We start from the raw sequence: 24,533 nt of genomic DNA, 5'->3' as shown, positions 1-24,533 counted from the left end.
GACGGAAACACCCATCGCGGCGTTGAAACATCCGCCTACGGCAACGCGCAATCGAGCTTTCGTCGCGCTTTCAATTTCACCCGAGACGAACCAACGGGCACACGCTTCCACGCGCCCCAAAGCCTTTAATGCACAACGGCCAGGGAAAGCGGGGTGTCTGGACAGCAATTGTCCAGACACACACTCAGACTGCCCTTTCATTATCTTGAGAGGAGTCACTCGTGCTAGTCGCCAAATCGCGTACGGATTACTGCAAAGCATCCATCTTCATTGAGGGTTGGGGAGTGCCCGACCAGGAAATAGCGGCACTCGCCGAACATCTCAACAGATTCTTGCCCGATTTCTATTGGCACGGCGGCGAAACTCCGATGGCGCAGGCCCTGACGGTGTTCCTGGTCGACATCGGCGCGCTGACAGGCAATCAGGAACATGCATTCTGGAATACGTTCGGACCGATACAAGCAATGGACGTCGCACATCAAGCGGGCCGTCCAGCGCTTGCCATTTGTCGCGGCCGCATCAGCAGCCTGCCGGCTAAACGCAAAGGCGTGTGGATATCCACCTCATCGTCCAGTTGGGAGAGCACACTGAGGACACTTGTCCGGGCACTGGCCGCACTGGCATGGACGCCGTGCGAAGGCTATCAAGATATCGATGGATGGAAAGCCGTGCGTGAGCTGACTATGCGTCACTTGCTGGCGGTGGTCATCTCCGGCGCCGACACTGCCGATTTTGGAACGCTGCTGCGCGATGCAACTGCCAACGCAATCATTCCTCCCGCCGCCCTCGTGGTTGCTGGCGTTACCAGTGATGCGCTCAGACGCACGCTAGTAGAGGCAGGCATACAGGACATTCCCCTTGCCACCACCTCGCCCATGACCTTGGATGGGGTCCAGCGCATCGACGGACTAATCGGTTTCGAATGGTCATTTGTCAGATGAAACAAGATTTCCCTGAAAATGCCCATTGGCATAGGATGCCGCGCTTGCTTCGACGATCTGCCGAAGCTCTTTGCGCAGCGTCACTGGCTTGATCAATATCACGTCGGGAGACAAGCTCAGAATGAATTGCTTGAACGTCAACGAAGGACGCACGATGGCAGTCAATTCAAAGCCATCGGTCGTCTCCTTGATTATCTGGTCTTCCGAAAAACGATAATGACGCAGTCGACTGCGGAAACGGTGTTCGCGCACCCTCAAGGTGATGCGCTGGGGAGGCTCGGGAAAAAAGAGCAGCGTGTGTTCTTGGCGCAAAAAACGCTCTAGGTCGAAATCGGGATCCGGGTCAGCAGGCACGTTGATGATCTGTGCACTGGCAATACGGTCGACGCGATGCAAATAACGCGTATAGCGGCCACTTCCTCTCGAGCGTCGGCAGGACACTAGATACAGCACGCCGCCTCGTTCTATCAGGGCAAGCGGCGATATCTGATAACTGCTGGACACCTCCGCCGGTAGCGCACCATTCTGATAACGAAGGATCAGTTTCTCGCTGCGATACAGCGCATCAGTCAGCGCCTGCATGATATCCGCATCCAGCGGTGGCGGAATAAGGGGGTATCCGGAATCAATAAGCGCGGCTTTACCCAACCAGGCGCGCCCCTGCAAATAGCGCGGATAGGTCGGATGGCTCTGCAACAGGTCGCGGCTGCGATTGCAGTGCTCACGCAAGATGCGCAGAGGTTCGGGAGGCAATAGATTGGCTGCGAACCGTTCCAACTGCAATAGCGCCACGGCCAACTCCACGCTCTTGATCTCAGCCTTGCTCGGCATGTTGCCAGGCAGACAGCACCAGCTACGCGCGCTGCCGCGGCCACGCGCGTCGATGTATCCCGCCTCGAACAACCGACGCAACGCTCGCTGAATAGTTTTTGCCACGGCCGCGGTATACCCATATCGAGGCCTCAGCTGTTCGTGTACCTGTTGAGAAAGCACCCAGCCACCCTGCTGCCACAACAAATCAAGGATGTCCCAGTCGAGTGGCACCAGTTTGCCGACTACGCTCACGACTGAGGACTGCGATGACGACCCAAAGGGAAGATGGACGCACTACGCCCGGACCTTTGCTTGTGACGGAACAAGATAATCACTCCCAATGCGTGCAAAAACTTGAATTATATAGTTTAATTTTGTCTGATTTAATTATAAATATCTGCACCTAGGTGGCTGGCATTGTGAGCTGTTCTATTCCTCCGACACCGCACAAGTATTATGCCCAGCAGCAAGCAGTCTCGACGCCGTAATTTTTGAATCCCTTTAACCATCAAAAGAGGTTGATACCTTGCCCCTTCCCCTTATCATCGGCGCCGCCGCCCTCGCCGCAGCCGGCTTCGGCGTCAAGAAAGGTTATGACGGTCATCAGAAGCACTCCGAAGCGGACGATATCGTCAAGCTGGCCAAAGAAACGTATGATGGCCAACGCCAGATTTTCGACAAACAAGAGAAAAATACCCAATCGGCACTGGAACAGTTGGGTACTCTGGAACTCGAAATCGGTCACAGTTTCAGCGAATTCAAGGCGCTTGCCGACTCGCTGATCAAGCAGATCAATGCGGGCACCCAAGACAAACTGAAGATCACCTTTCCAAAGCGGGATCTTCAAAAAATCGAGACCTACAGCTATTCGGCGGTAGGCGTTCTGGGAAGCATCGCCGGAGCAGGCGTTGCAGGAGCCGCTGCCGGGTTTGCGGTATACGGTGGGGTGATGGCCCTTGGCGCCGCATCTACGGGAACGGCGATTTCCTCATTGGCAGGCGCCGCTGCCACCAACGCCACCTTGGCCGCACTGGGTGGCGGTTCGCTGGCGGCCGGCGGCTTGGGCGTAGCTGGAGGAACGGCAATTCTAGGCGCGGCCGTCGCCGGTCCCGTCCTGGCAATAGCGGGCTGGGCCTACGACAGCCATGGCGAAGAGGCCCTGAAGAACGCACGGAAGGTGTCCAGCGAAGTGGAGGCTGCCGTTGCCAAGCTGAAACTGGCCGGCCGACATCTGGGCAGAACCGAACGATATGCCGAAAAACTGCGGTGGACGATCGGCTCCACTTACGCCCAATTCCAACGCTATTTCCAAGACCTCAAGGACGTCGGCATCTTCATCGAAAGCATCCGAGGCCGGGGCGTCGACGAGGATCGTGAAATGGAAAAACTAGGCCCGCGTGTACTCGAAATCGTGGAAAACGGCTATGCATTGGCTGCCATTCTCACCAATATCATCACGACCCCCCTCTTCAAACTCAACGAAACCTCTGGGCAGACGGCCGTGGATGAAAACGGTGTGCCACAACTGGCCAAGGACAAGAACGGCTTCACCGTCCTTAACGAGGAAAAAATTGACGAAGCGATCGATACAGCCAAGCAGCAGAGCGCTCAATTCTCCTGAACATCCACGCCTTGCCGGAACTGTACCCATCCAGGCGTCATGCCCGAGCATGACGTCTACTTGAAAAAAGAGAGTTATGCACGCAATCGCCAGCAAGTCACCATGGCTCGAAGATTTGGAAAAAACCGTAGTTCGGAGTTTGACTACGAGTTTTGGGTTGGATTTCCTTCTGTTGCAGGATCGGCACGGAGGCAACGTCGACACGATTAACAACGCACGGCAGGGCGTCTACGCTACCAGCAAAGAGCAAGACCGATATGAGCACCGGGAGCTTTACAATCCCGACAAATATCACAACGCCGACAACTATGCATCAAAAGGCGCGGCAGACGCCAAGCTGCAGGCATCCGGCAATTTGACTGATTCGTACACGCGGAAAACGATGCCCGCGAAGAAAGGCATCCGGGACCTGGATCACACAATATCGGCGAAATCTATCGACGACGATCCCGGCCGAGTGCTTGCTGAATTGTCTGGTCCCGAATTGGCGAATCATCGCACCAATCTGAACTCGACGCACAGAAGCGTCAACCGCTCAAAGAAAGCGCTATCCGTAACCGACTTTCTTGATCGCTTGCCTGGGCACATCGCCAACGAGCAGAACGCTCAGGAACGAGATAAGAAAAGGCTCGCCAATTTGCCAAGGAATACGCCCGAACAGTCACACAAAGCTCACCAACTGGAAGACCGGATCAAGCAGAGAGGCGCCAAGATCAGGGAACTGCAAGCGGTCGATCCCGCCGCAATGCGCAAAAAGGACCGAACAGCACGCAAACAGTACGAGGGCACGATCAGCCGCACTTACTACAGCAGCAGTAAATTCTGGGGTAACACTATCCAAGCCTCCGGCAGTGCGGGAGTGCAGGTAGGCACTCGCCAGATGTTGGGACTAATAGCGGCCGAGATCTGGTTCGAGTTGCGCGAGGCATTGCCTGCAATGATCAAAAAGCTGAGCCTGGACTTCTCCCTAGAGGTATTCCTAGATCATGTACGCGCCACGCTGGCTGCCTGTTGGACCCGCATCCAGCGGCAGTTCAAGGAATTTCTGACCGCATTCAAGGACGGCATGTTCGGAGGGATTCTGAGCAGTCTCACCACAACCTTGTTGAATATCTTCGCCACAACGGCCAAGAACGCAATCAAGGTCATTCGCGAAATGTGGACACAGCTGGTCTCAGCCATAAAGTTGTGGATGTTCAACCCCGATAAACTGTCCAGTGCGGAACTGGGCCAAGCCGTTCTTGGGCTATTGTCAGCAGGTGTAGCCGCCGCCATCGGCAGCTTGGTTTACGCGCAGTTGCTGCCTGTATTAGGTTTCCCCTTCGGCACCGAATTAGCCGCCTTTGCCGGCGCCTTGGTCACCAGCCTAGTGACCATGGGTCTGCACCACTTCCTCACGCATAGCAGCATGATGCGAAAGGTGTGGGAATTCCTTGACCGCAGCAGCCATGCCTTGACGTTACGGCAGTTTGAAGTGCTCAACGCTCAGCTTGACGAATATCTGACGGAGATCGCCCGTATCGACCTGAATATCGATACGGACGGGCTCGAGCTATTCGCTGCCGACCTGGGCGCGGCGCAAACGGAAGCCGCCAGAGGGGTCATCATTGCGCGAGCCGTCGAAAAAGAAGGCATCAGCCTGCCTTTCGAAATGGGTAATACCGCCAGTACGCGCCGGTGGCTGGCATCCCTGGCAAAGTGAATTATCCCTTCCCGTGCAACGGCTGCGGCCGTTGCTGCCAACACGTATCCGTAGCGCCACAAACCCGATACCTGGATCGAGGCGACGGAACGTGTCGTCACTTCAACGAGGCCCACGCTCACTGCACAATCTATGATAGAAGACCCGACATTTGCCGCATAGACGTTCAATACCGCTTGCATTTCGCCGCGAAGGTCAACTGGGATGACTTCGTCGAGCGCAACCTGCAGGTGTGTCACGCGCTGCAGCGAAAGGCAGCAGAGCCTCAGGCCTGAACGACAGAAAGCCGCCGGTGCATCACCGGCGGCTTTCTGAATTCTTGGCGGACAGAGGGGGATTCGAACCCCCGATACGCTTTTGACGTATACACGCTTTCCAGGCGTGCGCCTTCAACCACTCGGCCACCTGTCCTGATCTGGTACGCATTCCGAAAAATGCGAATCCGCGATTCTAGCAGATCGGCAAGAAAGCTGCATTGGCGGCGCGGCAAAAGAAAAAGGGGACGCGATTGCGTCCCCTTTTTACCACGAGCCTCCCGGCCTGCCGGGCGACGACGGCGCCGAGGCCGCCCGCCGCCCCCTCACGCGTTGGACGGATCCTGCTCGCGGTACGAGCCGACGGTGCCGTCCGGCTCGGTTTCCTCCAGCCTCACGCGAAAGCCCCACAGCCGCGCCAGGTGCTTCATCACCTGCTCGGCGTCCTCTGCCGCCAGCGGCCGGCCGCGGCTCTTCAGGTGGCGCAGCACCAGCGAGCGGTCGGTGTCGCGGTTGAAGCGCACCACCTGGATGTCCGGCACCTGGTTGTCGCGGTTGTGCTGCGCGGCCAGCAGGCGACGGATGTCGCGGTAGCCGTCGTCGTCGTGGATGGCGGCGACTTCCAGCTTGGGATTGGCCTGGTGGTCCGAGATCGCGAAGAAGCGGAACTCGCGGATCAGGCGCGGCGACAGGTACTGCGAGATGAAGGACTCGTCCTTGAAGTTGCGCATGGCGAAGTCCAGCGTCTTCAGCCAATCGCCTCCCGCGATGTCCGGGAACCAGCGGCGATCCTCGTCGGTGGGCTTTTCGCAGATGCGGCGGATATCCGACATCATCGCGAAGCCCAGCGCGTAAGGGTTGATGCCGCCGTAGCCGCGTTCGTCGAAGCCGCGCTGGCTGACCACGTTGGTGTGGCTCTGCAGGAACTCCATCATGAAGCCGTCGTTGACCAGTCCCTTCTCGTGCAGCCGGTTCAGGATGGTGTAGTGCCAGAACGTGGCCCAGCCTTCGTTCATCACCTTGGTCTGGGTCTGCGGATAGAAGTACTGGGCCACCTTGCGCACAATGCGCACCAGTTCCTTCTGCCACGGCGCCAGCTTGGGCGAATACTTCTCGATGAAGTACAGCAGGTTCTCTTCCGGCTCGGGCGGGAACACCGACGCGGCGACCCGCTCGTCCTTGTCGGCCTCCAGCCGCGGCAGCGTGCGCCAAAGGTCGTTGTATTGCAGCCGCGCGTGCTCCTGGCGCTCGGCCTGGCGCGCGGCCTCTTCCTTGTACGAGATCGGCGTCGGCCGCTTGTAGCGGTCCACGCCATGGTGCGACAGCGCGTGGCAGGAATCCAGCAGCGCCTCCACCGCGTCGATGCCGTAGCGGTCCTCGCAGTCCATCACGTACTTGCGGGCGAACACCAGATAGTCCAGCACGCCGTCGGCGTCGGTCCACTGGCGGAACAGGTAATTGCCCTTGAAGAACGAGTTATGGCCGTAGCAGGCGTGCGCGATCACCAGCGCCTGCATCGTCATGGAGTTCTCTTCCATGAGATACGCGATGCAGGGGTTGGAGTTGATCACGATCTCGTAGGCCAGGCCCTGCATGCCGCGCCGGTAGTACTGCTCGTTGCGGATGAACTCCTTGCCGTACGACCAGTGCGGATAGCCGATGGGCAGGCCCGCCGACGCGTACGCGTCCAGCATCTGCTCCGAGGTGATGACCTCGATCTGGTTCGGATAGGTGTCCAGCCCGTACTCGCGCGCGACCTGCGAGATCGCGTCGTCATAGGACTGGATCAGTTCGAACGTCCATTCGGAACCTTGCGACAACGGCCGGGGGCTGTCGGCCGATTCCGGCTCCACCAGTGCGCCCAGGATGGCATTCATGCGGTTTCCTTCTTGAACAGGTCATGGAACACGGGATAGATTTCCCCGCGATCGCAAATCCGCCGCATCACGAAATGCGGCGCCAGCTTCTGTTCATATTCCGCCCACAGGCTGCTCTTGCGCGCCTCCTGCGAGTCGGGAACCTCGATATAGGCAAAGTAGCGCGTGGCCGGCAGCAGGTGCTCGGCCAAAAAGCGCGCGCTCTTGCCCGCGTCGGCGCCGAACGAGTCGCCGTCGCTGGCCTGTGCCGCATACACGTTCCAGGCCGAGGGCGGATAGCGCTTCTCGACGATCTCGCGCATCAGCTCCAGCGCCGACAGCACGATGGTGCCGCCGCTCTTGGGATCGTAGAAGAAGGTCTGCTCGTCCACTTCCTCGGCATTGTCGGTATGGCGGATGAAGACCAGGTCGACATGCTCATACTTGCGCGACAGGAACAGGTACAGCAGCGTGAAGAAGCGCTTGGCCAGGTCCTTCTTGCCCTCGTCCATCGAGCCGGACACATCCATCAGGCAGAACATGACCGCGCGCGCCATCGGGATCGCGACCGACACGCGGTTGCGGTAGCGCAGGTCCAGGTCGTCCAGGAACGGCACGCGCGCCAGGCGCTCGCGGCAGTCCTCGACGTCCTGCTCCAGGGCCTTGATCTGGTCGGCGGGCGCGCCCGCCGCCTTGGCCTTGGCCAGGCGTTCTTCCGCGTCTTCCAGGTCGGCGCGCGCCTTCACGCTCAGCGCCACCCGCCGCGCCAGCGACGACTTCAGCGTGCGGCTGATGCTGAGCATGCTGGGCGAGCCGGTGGTGGTATAGCCGGCGCGTTGCCATTTCTTCTGGCTGACCTCGCCCAATTGGGTGCGCGCCAGGTGAGGCAGCTCCAGATCTTCGAAGAACAGATTGAGGAACTCGGCCCGCGACAGGCTGAAGGTGAACTGATCGACCGCCTCGCCCTCGCCGGGTTCGGAGCCGCCCTGGCCTTCTCCCCCCTGAGGCCGGTCGAACGTGTCGCCCTTGGCGAACTCGCGATTGCCCGGATGCACCATTTCCCGGTCGCCGCCCGCGCCGTGCCGGAAGGTCGGCTCGGAAATATCGCGGGCGGGCAGGTTGATCTCGCCGCCCTGATCCATGTCCTGGATCGAGCGGTCGCGGATCATCCCGTGGACCGCCTTGCGGATCTGGTCCTTGTAACGCCGCAGAAAGCGCTCCCGGTTAACGGCGCTCTTGTTGCGCCCGTTAAGACGGCGATCGATCAGTGAATTCATGATTCACCTCGCTCAGGAAGACTTCCTCACACGGAGATACCACTCGCACAGCAGCCTGACCTGCTTTTCCGTGTAGCCCTTCTCCACCATCCGATCCACGAAGCTCTGGTGCTTGGACTTGTCCTCGGCCGACGCCTTGGCGTTGAACGAGATCACCGGCAGCAGGTCTTCCGTGTTCGAGAACATCTTCTTCTCGATCACTTCGCGCAGCTTTTCATAGCTGGTCCAGGTCGGGTTGCGGCCGTTGTTGTTGGCGCGCGCCCGCAGCACGAAGTTCACGATCTCGTTGCGGAAGTCCTTCGGATTGGCGATGCCGGCCGGCTTCTCGATCTTCTCCAGTTCGTCGTTCAGGGCGCTGCGGTCGAAGCTCTCGCCGGTTTCCGGGTCGCGGAATTCCTCGTCCTGGATCCAGCAGTCGGCGAACGTGACGTAGCGGTCGAAGATGTTCTGCCCATACTCCGAATACGATTCCAGATACGCGGTCTGGATCTCCTTGCCGATGAACTCGGCGTAGCGCGGCGCCAGGAAGCCCTTGATGAACTCCAGGTAGCGCCGGCGGATTTCCTCCGGATAGTCTTCGCGCCCGATGCGCTGCTCCAGCACGTACATCAGGTGCACCGGATTGGCCGCCACCTCGGTCTGGTCGTAGTTGAAGACGCTGGACAGGATCTTGTACGCGAAGCGCGTCGAGACCCCGTTCATGCCTTCGTCGGTGCCGGCGTAGTCCTTGTACTCCTGCAACGCCTTGGCCTTCGGATCGACGTCCTTCAGGCTTTCGCCGTCGTAGACGCGCAGCTTCGAGTAGATGCTGGAATTCTCCGGCTCCTTCAGCCGGGTCAGCACCGAGAACTGCGCCATCATGTCCAGCGTCCCCGGCGCGCACGGCGCCGTCGACAGCGAGCTGTGATGCAGCAGCTTCTCGTAGATGCGGACTTCTTCCGACACCTGCAGGCAGTAAGGCACCTTGACGATATAGATACGGTCGAGGAAAGCCTCGTTGTGCTTGTTGTTGCGGAAGGTCTGCCATTCCGACTCGTTCGAGTGCGCCAGGATGCAACCGTTGAACGGGATCGCCGAGAAACCCTCGGTGCCCTTGAAGTTGCCTTCCTGCGTCGCCGTCAAGAGCGGATGCAGCATCTTGATCGGCGCCTTGAACATTTCCACGAACTCGAGCAGCCCCTGGTTGGCCAGGCACAGGCCGCCGGAATAGCTGTAGGCGTCCGGGTCATCCTGCGAATGGCGATCGAGCTTGCGGATGTCGACCTTGCCGACCAGCGACGAGATGTCCTGGTTGTTCTCGTCGCCCGGTTCGGTCTTGGCGATCGCCACCTGGCGCAGCACCGACGGGTTCAGGCGCACCACGCGGAACTGCGAGATGTCGCCGTCGAACTCCTTCAGGCGCTTGACCGCCCATGGCGACATGATGCCCGTGAGGTAGCGGCGCGGAATGCCGTATTCCTTTTCGAGCGTGTCGCCGAAGCGTTCCGGGTGGAACAGGCCCAGCGGCGACTCGTTCACCGGCGAGCCCTTGAGCGCGTAGATGGGGAAGCGCTCCATCAGCACCTTGAGGCGCTCGGCGATGGACGACTTGCCGCCGCCGACGGGCCCCAGCAGATAGAGGATTTGCTTGCGCTCTTCCAGTCCCTGCGCGGCGTGCTTGAAGAACGCCACGATCTGCCCGATGACGTCCTCCATGCCGTAGAACTCCTGGAACGCTGGATAGCGCCGGATGGTCCGGTTGGAAAACAAACGGGAAAGACGTGGGTCGTTGCGCGTATCCACGATTTCAGGTTCGCCAATCGCGGCCAGCATGCGCTCGGCCGGGCTGGCGTATGCCATCGGGTCGCGTCGGGCGAGATCCAGATACTCCTCGAGAGAGAGTTCTGATTCCTGTTCTCTTGCATACTGCGACTTGAAGCCTTCGACGATGTTTTGCACGGAAACCTCCTACAACACGCGAAAAAGCCATGACGTCCCTACGTGTCCCCATTGTGTGCCTCAGTGCTTCGGCGTGACTAGTCAATCTCGCTATTAGCAATTTCGGCACGGTCGTATGTTGCTTTCGCCACACATCGACCATGAGCACGATCGGGCCCCTTCCGTTTAGGCTGCACCCTTGAGACACAAGTTCCGTCAGGGATTGCAACCAACGTGAATAAGTTCACTCGTTCGCCTTCAGCATATCGCTGTAGAACGGGCGCATGACGCAGCCACGTACGAAATGGTCAGCAATGATTTGAAGGGATGAGATATCCCGGTGGATTCTTATGATCCGGCACACAAGGCCGGTGCGTCCGCTATGCGATGGCAGCGAACGGTCTGAACGGCGCAAGGCGACTGCGTTCAGCGACGTATCGGTCCGGTTTGTGAAAAGCGCCGGTACGCGACACTGGAATCCGTGGTGACGAGGGCGCGTGGCGGGTTATGGAGCAAGCCATGCGCGCGTAGCGCCAAGTCATGACCTAGCTTAAGCCGAATTGACGGTTTTGTGGCAATTCATTTGTGCTCACGCGGTAAAAAAAAGCTGTGGGATGCTTCGAGACAGACACGCAAGAATCGCTCCCAAACTTGCTGCCATCCCGCCACGAGCCGCGCGGGCAAACGCTATACGGCCGATGGTCCGCGGCTATCACGCGGTGGGTTGGCAGCCAGGCATCGAGAGTGCTAATACCCCTAGCGGCGTCAAGGATAGAATCACGCATCCGCGAAACCGCGCACGACACTGCCTTAAAACGCTTTCGATCCCATCATGCCGCCCCGCCCGCGCCCCCTCATGCAAGGGCTCCGCATCGTCCGCGCGCCGATGCGCTGGCGGCGTCTGGCGGCTGTGTGCGGCGTGCTATTGCTGGCCGCGTGTGAACGCGCCGTCCCACCCCTGCCCAACGACGCCTATGTCTGGCAACGGCAATGGACACCGGCGCTGGTCAGCGCGCTGGCCGAGGGCGCGGATGCCGTGCGGTCATGGCGAGTGCTGGCGGCCGAACTGCGCGCCGACGGCGCCTGGTTCGACGCGGCGCCCGATCTGGCCGCGCTGGCCGCGTCACAACGACCCGTGGTGCTGGTGTTGCGGCTGGATGGCCGCGTCAACGACTTGCCCGCCGCCGACATCGCCGATCGCGCCGCCGCCGCGCTGGCGGCATGGGGCCGGGCCGGCGTCACGCTGGCTGGCCTGGAAATCGATTACGACTGCGCCACGTCGAAGCTGCCGGACTATGCCGCCTTGCTGGCGAAGCTCAAGACCCGCCTCGGCGCCAGCCTGCCGTTATCGATCACCGCCCTGCCGACCTGGCTTGACAGTCCCGCGCTGCCCGCATTGCTGGCGGTGCCGGACGAAACCGTGCTGCAGGTCCACGCCGTGCAGAACCCCACGCAAGGCCTGTTCGACGCCAGGCGAGCCCGCGCCTGGCTCGATGCCTACGCCCGCCATGCCGGCAAACCCTGGCGCGTGGCGCTGCCTTCCTATGGCAGCCGCGTCGCCTGGGACGAACGAGGCAGGATCGCCGCGGTCGAAAGCGAACGCCCGGCGTTGATGCCGGGCGGCCGTTCGGCCGAACTGCTGGTCACGCCCGACGCGATGGCGGCCTTCGTCGCGACGCTCGACCACGATCGCCCGACGGGACTGAGCGGCATCGTCTGGTTCCGCCTGCCGACCCAGGCCGACACGCGAGCCTGGAGCCTGCCGACCTGGCGCGCCGTGCTGGCGCGCCAGCCGCTGACGCCGCAGCTCGAAGTGACCGCCGCCGCGCCCGCCGCCGGCGGCGCGCGCGACGTGCGCCTGGCCAACCGCGGCAACGCCGACACCGCGCTCCCGTTTACCGTGCGGCTCGACGCCACTTGCAACGCCGCCGACGGCATCAACGGCTACACCCTTGAATACGACCGCGAGGGCAGCTATCTTCGCCGCGCGCAGGACGGACTGCTGCGCGCCGGCGCCGAACGCGCCATTGGATGGATCCGCTGTGACTCCGCAACCCCGAGCTTCCATGTACAACCGTAAATCGCTTGCCGCCGCGCTGCTGCTGGCCTGCGCCGCCGGCGCCGGCATCGTCATCGCCTGCGGCCCGGACTTCCCGCCACAATTGCTGGACGACCGCGCCGGCACGCTGCAGGGCACGCCCGCCAACTCGTTCGCGTACGAGGCGGCGCGGCTGCTGCCGGCCACGGACACACTGCGGGCCAACGAATCACCCTTGCTGCCCGACGGCAGCTACCGCTCCAACGCCATTCCTGAAGCGTTCGACACGGCGTTGACGCCAGCGCAACGGGAACAGGCGCGGGCGATGCGCGCCCGTCCCGACGGCGACCAGGCCTATGCCGCCGGCGCAGGCCTGCCGGAAGCCGCGCGGCTCTACGCCGCCGCCGCGGTGGACTACCGCAGCGCCGCCCAGGCGCCGGATGAACCGCGCCTGGAACGCGCGCGCCAGCGCCTGCTGGCCATCCTGGCGCTGCCAGCGGAGCAGGCCGCGACCCGCCGCGTCTGGGCGGCCTATCTGCTGGCCGAAATCGGGGACATCGGAACCACGCCGGCGACGGATCACCCGGCGCGGGCCTATGCCCGGGTGCGCGAACTGGCGCGGCAAGGCGCGCCCGACCCCCTGGGCCTGGCCGTCGCCAGCTACGGCCAGGAAGCGCGCCTGTCATTGTCCGGCAGCCTCGGCCAATGCGCCTACGAAGACCTGTTCAACGCCTCGCCCTGCATGGATGCGATCGCGCCGCGCGACTTGCAGCAGGCCGTGCGCCTGTATGCCGCCCAGGCCGCGCGCGGTTCAGTCAGCGGCCGCGAATCGTTGCGCCTGATGGCCGACTGGGCGCTGGCCGCGCCGACGCGCGCCATCCGCCTGATCGAGGACCCGGTCGGCCAGCGCCTGCTGGTGGCGTACGGTCTGGCCCGACTGGGCGACATCGTCGACGGCAAACCCGACAGCGCGCGCGACCCCTTCGCCAACTTCGAGGCGACCGGCCGCCTGAGCCTGGCCGACGCCGCCGACGGCACGCCCAACGTCACGCCCAACCCCGCGCTGCAATCGCTGGTGGCCGCGCTGCAGACACAGGACCCGCGACGGATCGACAACGCCGACCGGGTCGCGGCGCTGGCCTACCGCGTCGGCCGCTACGACCTGGCGCAAGCCCTGGCCTCCCGGCTCGACACGGCGCTGGCCTGGTGGGTGCGCGCCAAGCTGGCGATCCGGCGCGGCGACAACGAACTGGCCGCCCAGGCCTACGCCCGCGCGGTCGACGCATTTCCGCGCGGCGACGGCAGCGTCGAGGCGGAGGCCGGCGCCCTGCTCAAAGGCGAACAGGGCGTGCTGTCGCTGTCGCGCGGCCAATACGTCGAAGCCCTGGACCAGTTGTACCGGGCCGCGGCGGCCGGCGATGGCGCCCCGCCGCCGGAAGAGGGCTGGCCGCTCTCGCCCTATTGGAACGACGCGGCCTACGTGGCCGAACGCGTGCTGACGACCGATGAGCTCAAGGCCTATGTCGACCGGCTGCCGCCGCCCCCGCCCGCGCCATCGCGGCCACCGGGCTTCAGCCGCTACACGACCGACCAGTTCTACGAATGGAGCCGGCTGAACCAGCCGCCCGTGCACGACCGCCTGCGCCAGTTGCTGGCACGGCGGCTGGTGCGCGAAAACCGGGTGGCCGAAGCCCTGCCCTACTTCCCCGCGGACTCCGATCCCCGCTTCGCCACGCTCGACTATGCCGATGGCAACTGGACGATCCGGGAATCCGATGTCCGCCAGCGCGCCGCGCAATACGGCGAAGCGCTGCGGGCCGCGGGCAACGCCTGGGGCCGCACCTCCCGCGCCGAGGCCTGGTACACCGCCGCCACCCTGGCGCGCCGCGACGGCATGCGCATCATGGGCTACGAACAGGGCCCCGACTACGCCGTCTATGAAGGCAACTATTCCGCCGGCGCCGGCCGCGATGCCAACCCCTGGTGGCGCGAGCCCCGCGCCGATGCCGGCATGCCGATGGAAACGTCGCAACAGCGGGCCGAGGCCGACCTGCCCGGCCCCTTCGTCACCCAGGAGGAACGCGCGCGCTATGCGGCCAGCGAGGCCCGGCCCAACGTGCGCTACCACTACCGCCAGATCGCCGCCGACTACGCGATGAAAGCCGCCGACGAACTGCCGACCCGCTCGCAGGCGTTCGCGGCGGTGCTGTGCCGAGGCGCCCGTTACGTCATCGACGACACGCCGGAACGGGCCACCGCCCTGTACCTGCGCTATGTCGACCAGGGCGCCCAGGTGCCCTTCAGCGCCACCTTCGGCCGCGAATGTCCGGAGCCGGACTTCCAGTCGGCCGCGCGCTTTCACTACATCCAGGCGTGGAAGGCCTGGGAGCGCGCGCGCCAGCAGCATCCGGGCATCCTGCTCGCTGGCGGCCTGCTGGCGCTGGCGGCGCTCGGCGCCGGGCTGTGGGCCTGGCGCAATGGCACGCCGACGGGCGGCGGCAAGCGGCGCCAGGACGGCCTTTGAATATCGACGCCCCCGCGGCTACCCGGCGGCGGGCAGTTCGACCCTGCGCAGCAGCCCGCGCCAATGCTCGGGCACCCGCGCCCGCACACGCAGGTCGGCCGCCACCCGCTCGGCTTCGATGAACTCGTAGCGCGGAGCTGCGTCCAGCCGTTCCAGCAAAGGCAGCTTGACCAGGCCCGCGGCGTCGCCCAGCAACATCGGCGCCATATAGATAAGCAGCTCGTCGATGCAGCCGGCCGCGACCAACGCGCCGCTCAGGCCGGCCCCCGCTTCGACGTGGACTTCGTTGAACTGCTGCGCGGCCAACCAGCGCATCATCGCCGGCAGGTCGACCCGGTCGGGCGTCTCGTCGGGCAGCGCCACCACCCGCACGTTGCGGGCCTCCAGCCGCGCCTGCTTGGCGGCGTCGGCGCGGGCCGTGAACACGATGACCTCGCCGCCGTCGAACAGCCGCGCGTCCTCGGGAATCTCGAAACGGCCGTCGACCACCGCCCGGCGCGGCTGGCGCGGCGTCTGGACGCTGCGCACGGTCAGTTGCGGATCATCCTTGAGCACGGTGCCGATGCCGGTCAGCACCACGCAACTACGGGCGCGCCAGTGATGGCCGTCGGCGCGCGCCTCGGGCCCGGTGATCCATTGCGACAGGCCGTTGCGCAACGCGCTGCGGCCGTCCAGCGACGTCGCCATCTTGAGCCAGGTCCAGGGCAACCCGCGACTCATGCGCGAGATGAAACCGGCATTCAGGGCCAGCGCCTCTTCGCGGCAAATGCCGGTGGTGACGGCGATGCCGGCCTCGCGCAGCCGCGCCAGCCCCTTGCCGTTGACCAGCGGATTGGGATCGCCGATCGCCACCACCACGCGCGCCGGCGCGGCCGCCAGCAGCGCGTCGACGCACGGCGGCGTGCGGCCGAAATGGCTGCACGGCTCCAGCGTGACATAGACGGTGGCCCCCGCCACCGATTCGCCGCGCGCCTGGGCATCGCGCAGGGCGCAGACTTCCGCGTGCGGGCCGCCGGGCGGCTGGGTCGCGCCTTCGCCCAGCACCCGGCCGTCACGCACGATGACGCAGCCCACCCGAGGGTTGGGCGCGGTCGAGTACATGACGGTCTGCGCCAGGGCCAGGGCGCGCCGCATCCAGGACAGGTCGTCGGATTCGCTGGGGTTCTTCATCATGCAGCGATTGTATGTCCGCGGCGGATCGCCGGCACGCCACGCCCGCCGTCGCGGGCCGGCGCGCTATGATGATTCAAGCGACCCGAAAGCCATGTCCGTTTTGGGCCGATGCTGGTCTCGGGACGGCCTCGCCCGGGAGCCGGGGCAGGACCACAATACGCCACGTACCTCCCGAAATTCCACGGCACGGAGCCCGCCGCCATGAAACAAGCATTGATCGTCATCGACGTCCAGAATTCCTTCCGCCAGCGTCCGTTTTGGGACGAATCGGAATACCCGGCATTCGTCTCGCAACTGCAGGGCCTGATCGATGCCGCCCGCGCCCGCGACATCCCGGTGCTGCAGGTGTTCCATATCAGCGCCGCCAACGACCCGGCCAACCCGTTCTCGCTGGCTTCCGGCCACGTCAAGACGCTCAAGGAACTGCGCATCGCCCCCGACGCCGTGTTCCACAAGACCGTGCATTCCTCGCTCTACGCCAAGGACGCCGACGGCGCCACGCTGCGGGACTGGCTGCGCAAGCACGCCATCGAAGGCATCATCGTCAGCGGCATCCGCACCGAACAGTGCTGCGAGACCACCACGCGCCACGCCAGCGATGACGGCTTCAAGGTGGTGTTCCCGACCGACGCCACGCTGACCTTCGCGATGCAGAGTCCGTCGGGCAAGCACTACACGCCGGCCGAGATCCGCGACGCAACCGAACTGGTGCTACAGGGCCGCTTCGCCCGCATCGCCCGCGCCGCCGACGTCTTCGCCGACGCGCAATAGGACGGCATGGCCATGATTCCCGTGCACTTCGTCCTGCCCCGGGGAATCGTGCTGCTCGACGTGGCCGGGCCGGCCGAGGCGTTCCGGGTCGCCAACAAGCTGTGCCCGGACGCCTTCGCCCAGCATTTCTGCGGCCCGTCCACCGAAGTCGAAAGCGGCATTCCCGGCCTGCACCTGGCCCGGATCCAGCCGCTGCCCGAGAAACTGCCGCCCGAGGCGCTGGTGATCGTGTCCGGCGTGGTCGGCAAGCACATCCGCCTGGATGAGCCCGAGGCCCGTCTGATCATCGACTGGCTGGCGCAGCGCCATCCGGCCGACGGCTTCACGCTGATGACGGTCTGCGCCGGCGCCCTGTTCGCCGCGGCGGCCGGCCTGACGCGTCAACGCGAATGCACTACCCACCATAGCTGCCTGGCGCAACTGGCCGACCTGGATCCCAGCGCCCGGGTGCACGACAACCGCATCTTCGTGGAGGACGGCAACCTGGTCAGCAGCGCCGGCATCACCGCCGGCATCGACCTGGCGCTGCACATGGTGTCGCGCCATTGCGGCCCGCGCGTGGCCAGCGAAGTGGCGCGCGACATGGTGGTGTACCAGCGCCGCGCCGGCACCGACTCGGCGCTGTCGCCCTGGCTTGAACACCGCAACCACATGCATCCGGGCGTGCACCGCGTGCAGGACGCGGTGGTGCGCAACCCGGCGGCGCCGTGGTCGGCGCAGTCGCTGGCCGAACAGGCCCACACCAGCCCGCGCCACCTGACGCGGCTGTTCCGCGAGCACGCAGGCTGCACGCCCATGGACTACCTGTATCAGATACGCGTGACGCTGGCGCGCGACATGCTGCGCGAAACGCGCTTGAATCTGGAGCTGGTGGCGGAGAAATCGGGCTTCGGCTCGGCCCAGCACCTGCGCCGCGTGTGGCGCCGGTTCCAGCCGCAGACGCCCAGCATGGCGCGGACGGTGGCGCCATAGCGCGCGCCGGGCGGCAGGGCGCCGGTAGCGCCACGGCGGCCGCCTACGGGTCAGGCCGCGTCGGGGTCGGCTGCGTCAGGTCGGCTGCGTCAGGCCGGGCCGCGACAAGCCGGGCTGCGACAGGCCGACCCGCGCGACGGCGTCATTCCTTGCGCAGCTTGCCGGGCAGCACCGGCCCCTGCATCTCGCGGATCGCCTCGACGAACTCGCCGATGTCCTCGAAGCTCTTGTAGACCGAGGCGAAGCGCACGTAGGCTACCTTGTCGAGCTTGCGCAGCTCGTTCATGACCAGCTCGCCGATGTGACCGGAAGCCACTTCGCGCAGGCCGCTGGCCAGCAGTTGTTCCTCGATGCGGGCCACGGCCGCGTCCACGTCCTCGGTGCTGACCGGGCGCTTGCGCAGCGCCAGGCTCAGGCTGGCGCGCAGCTTGGCGGGATCGTAGTCGCTGCGGCTGCCGTTGCGCTTGACCACGGAAGGCAGCGCCAGCTCCACCCGCTCATAAGTGGTGAAGCGCTTGTCACAGGACTGGCAACGGCGCCGGCGGCGGATCGCGTCGCCCTCTTCCGAGACACGGCTGTCGACGACCTGCGTTTCGGAGTTGCCGCAAAATGGACACCGCATGTGTGATCCCTGAAAACACGGAAAGCAATAATTCGCCGATATTGTAACGATGCGACAGTCTGTCCGCGTCGACTATGACAAATTCGTCCCTATTATTTTTGCCACGATGACCGCCGGCGCGCAAGCGCCATTGGCCTGAAAACAAAAGGACGGCCCCTCGCGGAGCCGTCCTTGTCAGCCACGGGCGGAAAAGATCCGCCGTCGCATTACTTCTTGCCGTACACCGGCAGGCGCGAGGTCAGTTCGTTGACCTTGGCGCGCACGGCGGCGATGTTGGCCTCGTCGCGCGGGTTGTCCAGCACGTCGGCGATCAGGTTGGCGGTCAGCTCGGCCTCGGCTTCGGTGAAGCCGCGGGTCGTCATGGCCGGGGTGCCCAGGCGGATGCCGCTGGTCACGAAGGGCTTTTCCGGATCGTTCGGGATGGCATTCTTGTTGACCGTGATGTGGGCCTGGCCCAGCACCGCTTCGGCTTCCTTGCCCGTGATGCCCTTGGAGCGCAGGTCCACCAGCATGACGTGGCTTTCGGTGCGGCCCGAAACGATGCGCAGGCCGCGCTTGACCAGCGTGTCGGCCAGCACCTTGGCGTTCTTGACCACTTGCTGCGCGTAGGTCTTGAATTCGGGTTCCAGCGCTTCCTTGAAGGCCACGGCCTTGCCGGCGATGACGTGCATCAGCGGACCGCCCTGGATGCCGGGGAAGATGGCCGAATTGACGGCCTTTTCGAACTCGGCCTTCATCATGATGACGCCGCCGCGCGGGCCGCGCAGCGACTTGTGCGTGGTCGAGGTGACGAAGTCGGCGTGCGGCACCGGGTTGGGGTAGGCGCCACCGGCCACCAGGCCGGCGTAGTGGGCGATGTCGACCATGAACAGCGCGCCGTTGTCGTGGGCGATGCGGGCCATGCGCTCGAAGTCGATGTGCAGGGCGTAGGCCGAGGCGCCGGCGACGATCAGCTTGGGCTTGTGTTCCTTGGCCAACTGCTCGACCTGGGCGTAGTTCAGGACTTCGTTTTCGTCCAGGCCGTACGAGATGAAGTTGTACAGCTTGCCCGAGGCGTTGACCGACGCGCCGTGCGTCAGGTGGCCGCCTTCGGCCAGGCTCATGCCCAGCACGGTGTCGCCCGGCTTCAGGACGGCCATGTACACGCCCTGGTTGGCCTGCGAACCCGAGTTGGGCTGCACGTTGGCGGCTTCGGCGCCGAAGATCTGCTTCAGGCGGTCGATGGCCAACTGCTCGACCACGTCGACGTATTCGCAACCGCCGTAGTAGCGCTTGCCCGGGTAGCCTTCGGCGTACTTGTTCGTGAGCTGCGTGCCCTGGGCTTCCATGACGGCCGGGCTGGCGTAGTTCTCCGAAGCGATCAGCTCGATGTGCTGTTCCTGGCGAACGTCTTCCTTCTGGATGGCGGCCCAGACGTCCGGGTCAGCCTTGGAGAGGGTGAGGTTGCGGTCAAACATGACGGGGGGTTCCTGAGGCGGTAAGAGAGGAGGAAACTGCGCCCGGGTGGGTAAACCCGGATAATGACGGATAGTTTACCGCGTCGCGCCGCTTCCCCTGTCGCCAAAATGCCCCGAATGGCGGCAAAATTCCCGCCAAGGGCGCGAAATTTCCGGCATTCCTCCTCGGCTGGAAAACGCACTCAACCCGACTTGAGAAACTTTCATGCAAACCCAGACTTTGGTCGCGTACACCCTGGCCGCCGCCGTCAGCGTCGTCACCCCCGGCCCCGCCAGCATCCTGGCCATGCGCAATGGCGCCGCCGGCGGCCTGCGCGCGGTGCTGCCCTCGTCGCTGGGCAACGTCACCGGCCTGTTCCTGCTCTCCGCCGCCGCCATGCTGGGCCTGGGCGTGGTGCTGCAATCGTCCGCCCTGCTGTTCGCCGCGCTCAAGATCGCCGGCGCCGCCTACCTGATCTACCTGGGCCTGCGCCATCTGCTGGGCCGCAGCAGCGTGGCCGGGCCGCCGCCCGACAGCGCCGGCCGCCCGCCGCGCGGCGCGCTGGCGCTGTACCTCGAAGCGACTTTCGTCGCCGGCCTGAATCCCAAGCCCATCCTGTTCTTCACGGCGCTGTTCCCGCAGTTCCTGAACGCGGCCGAACCGCTGCTGCCGCAGTTCTTCATCCTGACGGGCATCTTCATGGGCCTGTCGCTGCCCTCGCTGCTGGCCTACGGCCTGCTGGCGCGCCGCGCCCGCCGCCTGTTCCAGCAGCCGCGCGCGGTGCGCTGGATCAACCGGGCCGTGGGTTCGGTGTTCGTCGCCTTCGGCGTGGCATTGTTGCGCCTGAAACGCGCCGGCGTCTGAGGGCGCGGCGCATCCGACGGACATCTCGGAAATAAAAAAGGGCCGCATTGATGCGGCCCTTTTTGCTGATCGCGGCAATCAGGACGCCGAGGTCGCCCCGATCTGCTTGGGCGCCAGCTTCGGGTTGAGCGTATAGGTGCCCGTCAGCGACGCCTGCGCCAGCACGTGCTTCTGGATGGCGCGCAGCGCGTCCTCGCCGGTGAACGCACCCTGCAGGTTCAGCGTGTGGACGTCCAGCGCGTACAGCGTGAACACGTAACGGTGCACCAGCGCGTCGTTCCAGGGCGGGCACGGGCCGTCATAGCCGAAATAGTCGCCGCTCATGTCGTGGTCGTTGGCGAACCAGGACGAGTAAGAGTTGATGCCCTGGCGGGCATCCAGCGGCGCCAGCGGGCCGCCCTTGCCGCGCGGCGTGATGCCGCTGGAAAAGGCGCCTTCGTCGATTTCGCGCATGTCGGCCGCCAGGTCGACCAGCACCCAGTGGAAGAAATCCACGCGCGGCAGGTCGGCGGGGACTTCGCGTCCCTCCTGGTTGACGTCGTCGGGCTTGGAGGGAACGTCCGGATCGTGGCAGATCAAGGCGAACGACTGCGTACCCGCCGGGACGTCGTCCCAGGAAAACTGCGGGTTGTAGTTGTCAGCCAGCGCGACGTGCGATTGCGCATCGATCTTGCCGAAGGCGTAGCGCTCCGGAATCGACTCGTGATCGGAAAAAGACAAACTCGAAAGTTTCATGTCGTGCTCCTTGAAGTGCTGCGAAGGCATCCCAGCCTTGAACGTCCCTCCAGCGTATCAAAATCTTCGCGATTATGGGTTCAACTTAACACGCGCGAACTTGCGCTTGCCCACCTGGACGACGTAAGTCCCCGCAGGCAGTTGCAACGATTTGTCTTCGACCCGGTCGCCATTGACGCGCACCCCGCCCTGCTCGACGTTACGCTGGGCTTCGGAACCCGATGCCACCAGCCCCGCCTCGCGCAGCAGCTTGAGGATGCCGACCGGCGCGCCGCCGATGCTGACTTCGGGCATGTCTTCCGGAATCGCGCCGTCGCGGAAACGCGCCTCGAACGCGGCCAGCGCGTCGTCGGCCGCCTTGGCCGAGTGGAAACGGGCGATGATTTCCTGGGCCAGCATGACCTTGGCGTCGCGCGGATTGCGGCCGCCGTCGATCTCCTGGCGCAGCGCGGCGATGTCTTCCAGCGAGCGGAACGACAGCAGCTCGAAGTAACGCCACATCAGCGTGTCGGAAATCGACATCAGCTTGCCGAACATCGAATCGGGCGACTCCGAAATGCCGATGTAGTTGCCCTTGGACTTGGACATCTTCTCGACGCCGTCGGTGCCGACCAGCAGCGGCATCGTCAGGATGCACTGCGGCTCCTGTCCATACTCCTTCTGCAGTTCGCGGCCGACCAGCAGGTTGAACTTCTGATCGGTGCCCCCCAGCTCCAGATCGGACTTCAGCGCCACCGAGTCGTACCCCTGCATCAGCGGGTACAGGAATTCATGCACCGAGATCGGGATGCCGCCCTTGAAGCGCTTGGTGAAATCCTCGCGTTCCATCATGCGCGCCACGGTATAGCGCGACGCCAACTGGATCATGCCGCGCGCGCCCAGCGGGTCGCACCACTCGGAGTTGTAACGGATCTCGGTGCGGGCCGGATCCAGCACCAGGCTGGCCTGCGCATAGTAGGTCTTGGCGTTGGCCTCGATCTGCTCACGCGTCAGCGGCGGGCGGGTGCTGTTGCGGCCGCTGGGGTCGCCGATGGTCGAAGTGAAGTCGCCGATCAGGAAGATGACCTCGTGGCCCAGGTCCTGCAACTGGCGCATCTTGTTGAGCACCACGGTGTGCCCCAGATGGATGTCCGGCGCGGTCGGGTCCAGCCCCAGCTTGATCCGCAGCGGCACGCCGGTGGCGCGGCTGCGGGCCAGCTTGCGGGCGAATTCGGACTCGACCAGCAGCTCATCGCATCCGCGCTTGGCAATACGCAGATCGGCTTCGACTTCGGGGGTGATGGGGGCTTCAGAAGGTGACATTTTTAGGGGGGCCGCGACGGCTTCAGCCGATAAAAAGGTGTAAAAAGTGACGAAAACTATCGAAAATTCTAGCCGAATCAGCTAGGATACCGCCCTAATCATACGCAACTGTCATATATACGCAGTTGCGCGTCCGGTTACCACCCGTTGTTCACAAGATGCGCCCCGCGCCAGCCCTTGCCCCGGAAAACGTGGCGCGCGGGGGCCGTTCGTGTCACGCACCCTGCGAGCTCATGCCACCTGAGAGGGTATCTTCACGATGAATCGTGGCCTCCACGACCTGGCGAGTAGCATCAAGCGCAAAGTTGCTGCCGTGTTTGCGCCCGTCGAACCCAAGCCCCATCGCTCGGGCCTTTTCCGCCGCACTCTCCTCGTCACCGCCATGGGTCTGTTTGCTGGCGCCGCCGCCTTGGGCATGGTGCAGCAACCCGACCGCAGCGAAATCCCCCCCACCCGCGTCATCCAGAGCATCCTGCCGCTGACCACCGACCAGGTCGAAGTCAGCACGCCCAGCGCCGCGCCCTACATCAGCGAAACCCGCATCCGCGCGGGCGACACGCTGGCCGCGGTGCTGCAGCGCCTGGAACTGGATTCCCCGGACCTGCAGACCTTCCTCACCCACGACGCCAGCGCGCGCAGCATCTACAAGCTGTACCCGGGCCGTTCGGTGCAGGCCGCGACCGACGCGGAAGGCAACCTGATCTGGCTGCGCTACATCCACACCCCCGGCAACGAAGCGGACGGCCAGGTCGTCACCCGCATGCTGCACGTGGCGCGCACCGACAACGGCTACAAGGCCGAGGAAATCACCGAGAGCACCGATCGCCAGACCCGCGTCGCCGTGGGCACGATCCGCTCCTCGCTGTTCGGCGCCACCGATGCCGCCGGCATCCCCGATTCGGTCACCATGCAGATGGCCGACATCCTCAGCGCCAAGATCGACTTCCTGCGCGACCTGCGCCAGGGCGACCAGTTCCGCGTGGTCTACGAAGTGCGCTCGCACGACGGCCGCTACGCCGGCGCCGGCCGCGTGCTGGCCCTGGAGTTCATCAACGGCGGCAAGACCTACTCCGCCGTCTGGTTCAGCGCCGACAACAACAAGACCGGCTCGTACTACGACTTCGACGGCACCAGCCTGCGCGGCGCCTTCCTGCGCACCGCCCTGAAGTTCAGCCGCATCAGCTCGACGTTCGGCATGCGCATGCATCCGATCCACAAGACCTGGACCGGCCACAAGGGCGTGGACTACGCCGCGCCCTCGGGCACGCCGATCCACTCCACGGCCGACGGCACGGTGGAGTTCTCGGGCTGGCAGAACGGCTACGGCAACGTGGTCATCATCAAGCACCATGGCAAGTACTCGACGCTGTACGCGCACCAGAGCCGCATTGCCGAAGGCATCACCAAGGGCACCAAGATCTCGCAGGGCCAACTGATCGGCTACGTCGGCGCCACCGGCTGGGCCACCGGTCCGCACCTGCACTACGAGTTCCGCGTCGACAACCAGCCGATCGACCCGTTGTCGGTCGACCTGCCCGTCGCCCGCGCCCTGGAGCCCGCCGAGATCCGCGCCTTCAACCAGGCCGTGGCGCCGTACAAGCAGCAGATCCAACTGCTCACCGAATTCCAGCAGACCCTGCCCGACGCGCTGACCAACGTGGCCAGCCGCTGAGGCGGACCTGCATGACGCACCCGCAAGGCGGCCCGCGCATCT

General features: G+C 64.3%; 19 protein-coding genes and 1 tRNA gene. 10 read left to right on the top strand and 10 right to left on the bottom strand.

Translation table 11 applies throughout. From position 1 onward, the window contains the following. The first annotated feature begins 221 nt into the window (after positions 1–221). Complete coding sequence (locus tag AAID08_RS03315) at positions 222–941, top strand: hypothetical protein (protein ID WP_162876597.1); 720 nt, start codon at positions 222–224, stop codon at positions 939–941. On the opposite strand, the gene AAID08_RS03310 is transcribed toward AAID08_RS03315, so the two are convergent. Then, positions 927–2,006: a helix-turn-helix transcriptional regulator gene (locus tag AAID08_RS03310; protein WP_395757347.1), complete on the bottom strand. Its 1,080-nt coding sequence runs from the start codon at positions 2,004–2,006 to the stop codon at positions 927–929. The two genes, AAID08_RS03315 and AAID08_RS03310, sit on opposite strands and share 15 nt — an antisense overlap. 274 nt (positions 2,007–2,280) lie before the next feature. Here AAID08_RS03310 and AAID08_RS03305 point away from each other — a divergent pair, with 274 nt between their 5' ends. From AAID08_RS03305 to AAID08_RS03295, 3 genes are all read left to right on the top strand, one after another. Then, positions 2,281–3,375 carry a chemotaxis protein gene (locus tag AAID08_RS03305; protein WP_395757346.1) on the top strand — a complete coding sequence of 365 codons (1,095 nt, stop codon included), beginning with the start codon at positions 2,281–2,283 and terminating at the stop codon, positions 3,373–3,375. 76 nt (positions 3,376–3,451) lie between these two features. Further along, complete coding sequence (locus tag AAID08_RS03300) at positions 3,452–5,077, top strand: hypothetical protein (RefSeq protein ID WP_116791497.1); 1,626 nt, start codon at positions 3,452–3,454, stop codon at positions 5,075–5,077. Beyond that, positions 5,053–5,352, top strand: coding sequence for a YkgJ family cysteine cluster protein (locus AAID08_RS03295; protein WP_338075933.1), 300 nt, complete (start codon positions 5,053–5,055; stop codon positions 5,350–5,352). Before AAID08_RS03300 ends, AAID08_RS03295 begins: the two co-directional genes overlap by 25 nt. A gap of 45 nt (positions 5,353–5,397) precedes the next feature. Here AAID08_RS03295 and AAID08_RS03290 read toward each other — a convergent pair. The 4 genes from AAID08_RS03290 to AAID08_RS03275 form a co-directional block, all read right to left on the bottom strand. Then, positions 5,398–5,488 (bottom strand) — tRNA-Ser (locus AAID08_RS03290). A gap of 169 nt (positions 5,489–5,657) precedes the next feature. After that, complete coding sequence (locus AAID08_RS03285) at positions 5,658–7,208, bottom strand: SpoVR family protein (RefSeq protein ID WP_116791495.1); 1,551 nt, start codon at positions 7,206–7,208, stop codon at positions 5,658–5,660. Then, positions 7,205–8,464, bottom strand: coding sequence for a YeaH/YhbH family protein (locus tag AAID08_RS03280; RefSeq protein WP_054503441.1), 1,260 nt, complete (start codon positions 8,462–8,464; stop codon positions 7,205–7,207). Before AAID08_RS03280 ends, AAID08_RS03285 begins: the two co-directional genes overlap by 4 nt. 12 nt (positions 8,465–8,476) lie before the next feature. Continuing rightward, on the bottom strand, positions 8,477–10,393 hold the full coding sequence (locus AAID08_RS03275; protein ID WP_372415586.1) for a PrkA family serine protein kinase: 1,917 nt from the start codon (positions 10,391–10,393) through the stop codon (positions 8,477–8,479). An 844-nt stretch (positions 10,394–11,237) separates the two neighbouring features. On the opposite strand from AAID08_RS03275, the gene AAID08_RS03270 reads away from it, so the two are divergent. Then, entirely contained in the window at positions 11,238–12,461 is a 1,224-nt protein-coding gene (locus AAID08_RS03270; RefSeq protein WP_240806487.1) for a DUF3142 domain-containing protein, read from the top strand. Then, on the top strand, positions 12,448–14,943 hold the full coding sequence (locus AAID08_RS03265) for a hypothetical protein (RefSeq protein ID WP_395757345.1): 2,496 nt from the start codon (positions 12,448–12,450) through the stop codon (positions 14,941–14,943). Before AAID08_RS03270 ends, AAID08_RS03265 begins: the two co-directional genes overlap by 14 nt. An 18-nt stretch (positions 14,944–14,961) precedes the next feature. On the opposite strand, the gene ribD is transcribed toward AAID08_RS03265, so the two are convergent. Then, positions 14,962–16,077, bottom strand: a complete 1,116-nt coding sequence (ribD, locus tag AAID08_RS03260) for a bifunctional diaminohydroxyphosphoribosylaminopyrimidine deaminase/5-amino-6-(5-phosphoribosylamino)uracil reductase RibD (protein WP_238909544.1) — start codon at positions 16,075–16,077, stop codon at positions 14,962–14,964. A gap of 240 nt (positions 16,078–16,317) precedes the next feature. Here ribD and AAID08_RS03255 point away from each other — a divergent pair, with 240 nt between their 5' ends. Together AAID08_RS03255 and AAID08_RS03250 are read left to right on the top strand one after the other, a co-directional pair. Next, positions 16,318–16,887 (top strand): cysteine hydrolase family protein, encoded by a 570-nt coding sequence (locus tag AAID08_RS03255; protein ID WP_395757344.1) that lies wholly within the window; start codon positions 16,318–16,320, stop codon positions 16,885–16,887. A 12-nt stretch (positions 16,888–16,899) separates the two neighbouring features. Then, complete coding sequence (locus tag AAID08_RS03250) at positions 16,900–17,859, top strand: GlxA family transcriptional regulator (RefSeq protein WP_395757796.1); 960 nt, start codon at positions 16,900–16,902, stop codon at positions 17,857–17,859. Between the two features lie 142 nt (positions 17,860–18,001). Here the strand turns inward: AAID08_RS03250 and nrdR are convergent, their stop codons facing one another. Next, complete coding sequence (gene nrdR / locus AAID08_RS03245; protein ID WP_006392798.1) at positions 18,002–18,481, bottom strand: transcriptional regulator NrdR; 480 nt, start codon at positions 18,479–18,481, stop codon at positions 18,002–18,004. A 206-nt stretch (positions 18,482–18,687) separates the two neighbouring features. Further along, entirely contained in the window at positions 18,688–19,938 is a 1,251-nt protein-coding gene (gene glyA, locus AAID08_RS03240) for a serine hydroxymethyltransferase (protein WP_049071180.1), read from the bottom strand. A gap of 205 nt (positions 19,939–20,143) precedes the next feature. On the opposite strand from glyA, the gene AAID08_RS03235 reads away from it, so the two are divergent. Continuing rightward, a complete protein-coding gene (locus AAID08_RS03235; RefSeq protein WP_395757343.1) occupies positions 20,144–20,782 on the top strand; it encodes a LysE family translocator in 639 nt (212 codons plus the stop codon). Between the two features lie 78 nt (positions 20,783–20,860). Here the strand turns inward: AAID08_RS03235 and AAID08_RS03230 are convergent, their stop codons facing one another. Together AAID08_RS03230 and tyrS are read right to left on the bottom strand one after the other, a co-directional pair. Next, positions 20,861–21,517 carry a YbhB/YbcL family Raf kinase inhibitor-like protein gene (locus AAID08_RS03230; RefSeq protein WP_054416409.1) on the bottom strand — a complete coding sequence of 219 codons (657 nt, stop codon included), beginning with the start codon at positions 21,515–21,517 and terminating at the stop codon, positions 20,861–20,863. A gap of 72 nt (positions 21,518–21,589) precedes the next feature. After that, positions 21,590–22,819 (bottom strand): tyrosine--tRNA ligase, encoded by a 1,230-nt coding sequence (gene tyrS / locus AAID08_RS03225; protein WP_049071178.1) that lies wholly within the window; start codon positions 22,817–22,819, stop codon positions 21,590–21,592. Positions 22,820–23,078: 259 nt separating this feature from the next. Here tyrS and AAID08_RS03220 point away from each other — a divergent pair, with 259 nt between their 5' ends. Beyond that, positions 23,079–24,491 (top strand): peptidoglycan DD-metalloendopeptidase family protein, encoded by a 1,413-nt coding sequence (locus AAID08_RS03220; protein ID WP_064526250.1) that lies wholly within the window; start codon positions 23,079–23,081, stop codon positions 24,489–24,491. Positions 24,492–24,533 lie beyond the last annotated feature (42 nt).

Origin of the sequence: Achromobacter sp. EB05, from assembly GCF_044232075.1 — a bacterium.
In the GTDB taxonomy this organism is placed as follows: Bacteria; Pseudomonadota; Gammaproteobacteria; order Burkholderiales; family Burkholderiaceae_B; genus Achromobacter; species Achromobacter dolens.
The sequence above is the reverse complement of the archived record's forward strand: the minus strand, read 5'-3'. Positions and strand labels throughout refer to the sequence as shown.

What these genes read in the sequence shown, in the direction of transcription:
- glyA (WP_049071180.1), bottom strand. Translation starts at nt 19,938, where the DNA reads ATGTTTGACCGCAACCTCACCCTCTCCAAGGCTGACCCGGACGTCTGG.
- AAID08_RS03250 (WP_395757796.1), top strand. Translation starts at nt 16,900, where the DNA reads ATGATTCCCGTGCACTTCGTCCTGCCCCGGGGAATCGTGCTGCTCGAC.
- AAID08_RS03220 (WP_064526250.1), top strand. Translation starts at nt 23,079, where the DNA reads ATGAATCGTGGCCTCCACGACCTGGCGAGTAGCATCAAGCGCAAAGTT.
- AAID08_RS03285 (WP_116791495.1), bottom strand. Translation starts at nt 7,208, where the DNA reads ATGAATGCCATCCTGGGCGCACTGGTGGAGCCGGAATCGGCCGACAGC.
- nrdR (WP_006392798.1), bottom strand. Translation starts at nt 18,481, where the DNA reads ATGCGGTGTCCATTTTGCGGCAACTCCGAAACGCAGGTCGTCGACAGC.
- AAID08_RS03235 (WP_395757343.1), top strand. Translation starts at nt 20,144, where the DNA reads ATGCAAACCCAGACTTTGGTCGCGTACACCCTGGCCGCCGCCGTCAGC.
- AAID08_RS03270 (WP_240806487.1), top strand. Translation starts at nt 11,238, where the DNA reads ATGCAAGGGCTCCGCATCGTCCGCGCGCCGATGCGCTGGCGGCGTCTG.
- AAID08_RS03230 (WP_054416409.1), bottom strand. Translation starts at nt 21,517, where the DNA reads ATGAAACTTTCGAGTTTGTCTTTTTCCGATCACGAGTCGATTCCGGAG.
- AAID08_RS03300 (WP_116791497.1), top strand. Translation starts at nt 3,452, where the DNA reads ATGCACGCAATCGCCAGCAAGTCACCATGGCTCGAAGATTTGGAAAAA.
- AAID08_RS03280 (WP_054503441.1), bottom strand. Translation starts at nt 8,464, where the DNA reads ATGAATTCACTGATCGATCGCCGTCTTAACGGGCGCAACAAGAGCGCC.
- AAID08_RS03255 (WP_395757344.1), top strand. Translation starts at nt 16,318, where the DNA reads ATGAAACAAGCATTGATCGTCATCGACGTCCAGAATTCCTTCCGCCAG.
- ribD (WP_238909544.1), bottom strand. Translation starts at nt 16,077, where the DNA reads ATGCGGCGCGCCCTGGCCCTGGCGCAGACCGTCATGTACTCGACCGCG.
- AAID08_RS03265 (WP_395757345.1), top strand. Translation starts at nt 12,448, where the DNA reads ATGTACAACCGTAAATCGCTTGCCGCCGCGCTGCTGCTGGCCTGCGCC.
- tyrS (WP_049071178.1), bottom strand. Translation starts at nt 22,819, where the DNA reads ATGTCACCTTCTGAAGCCCCCATCACCCCCGAAGTCGAAGCCGATCTG.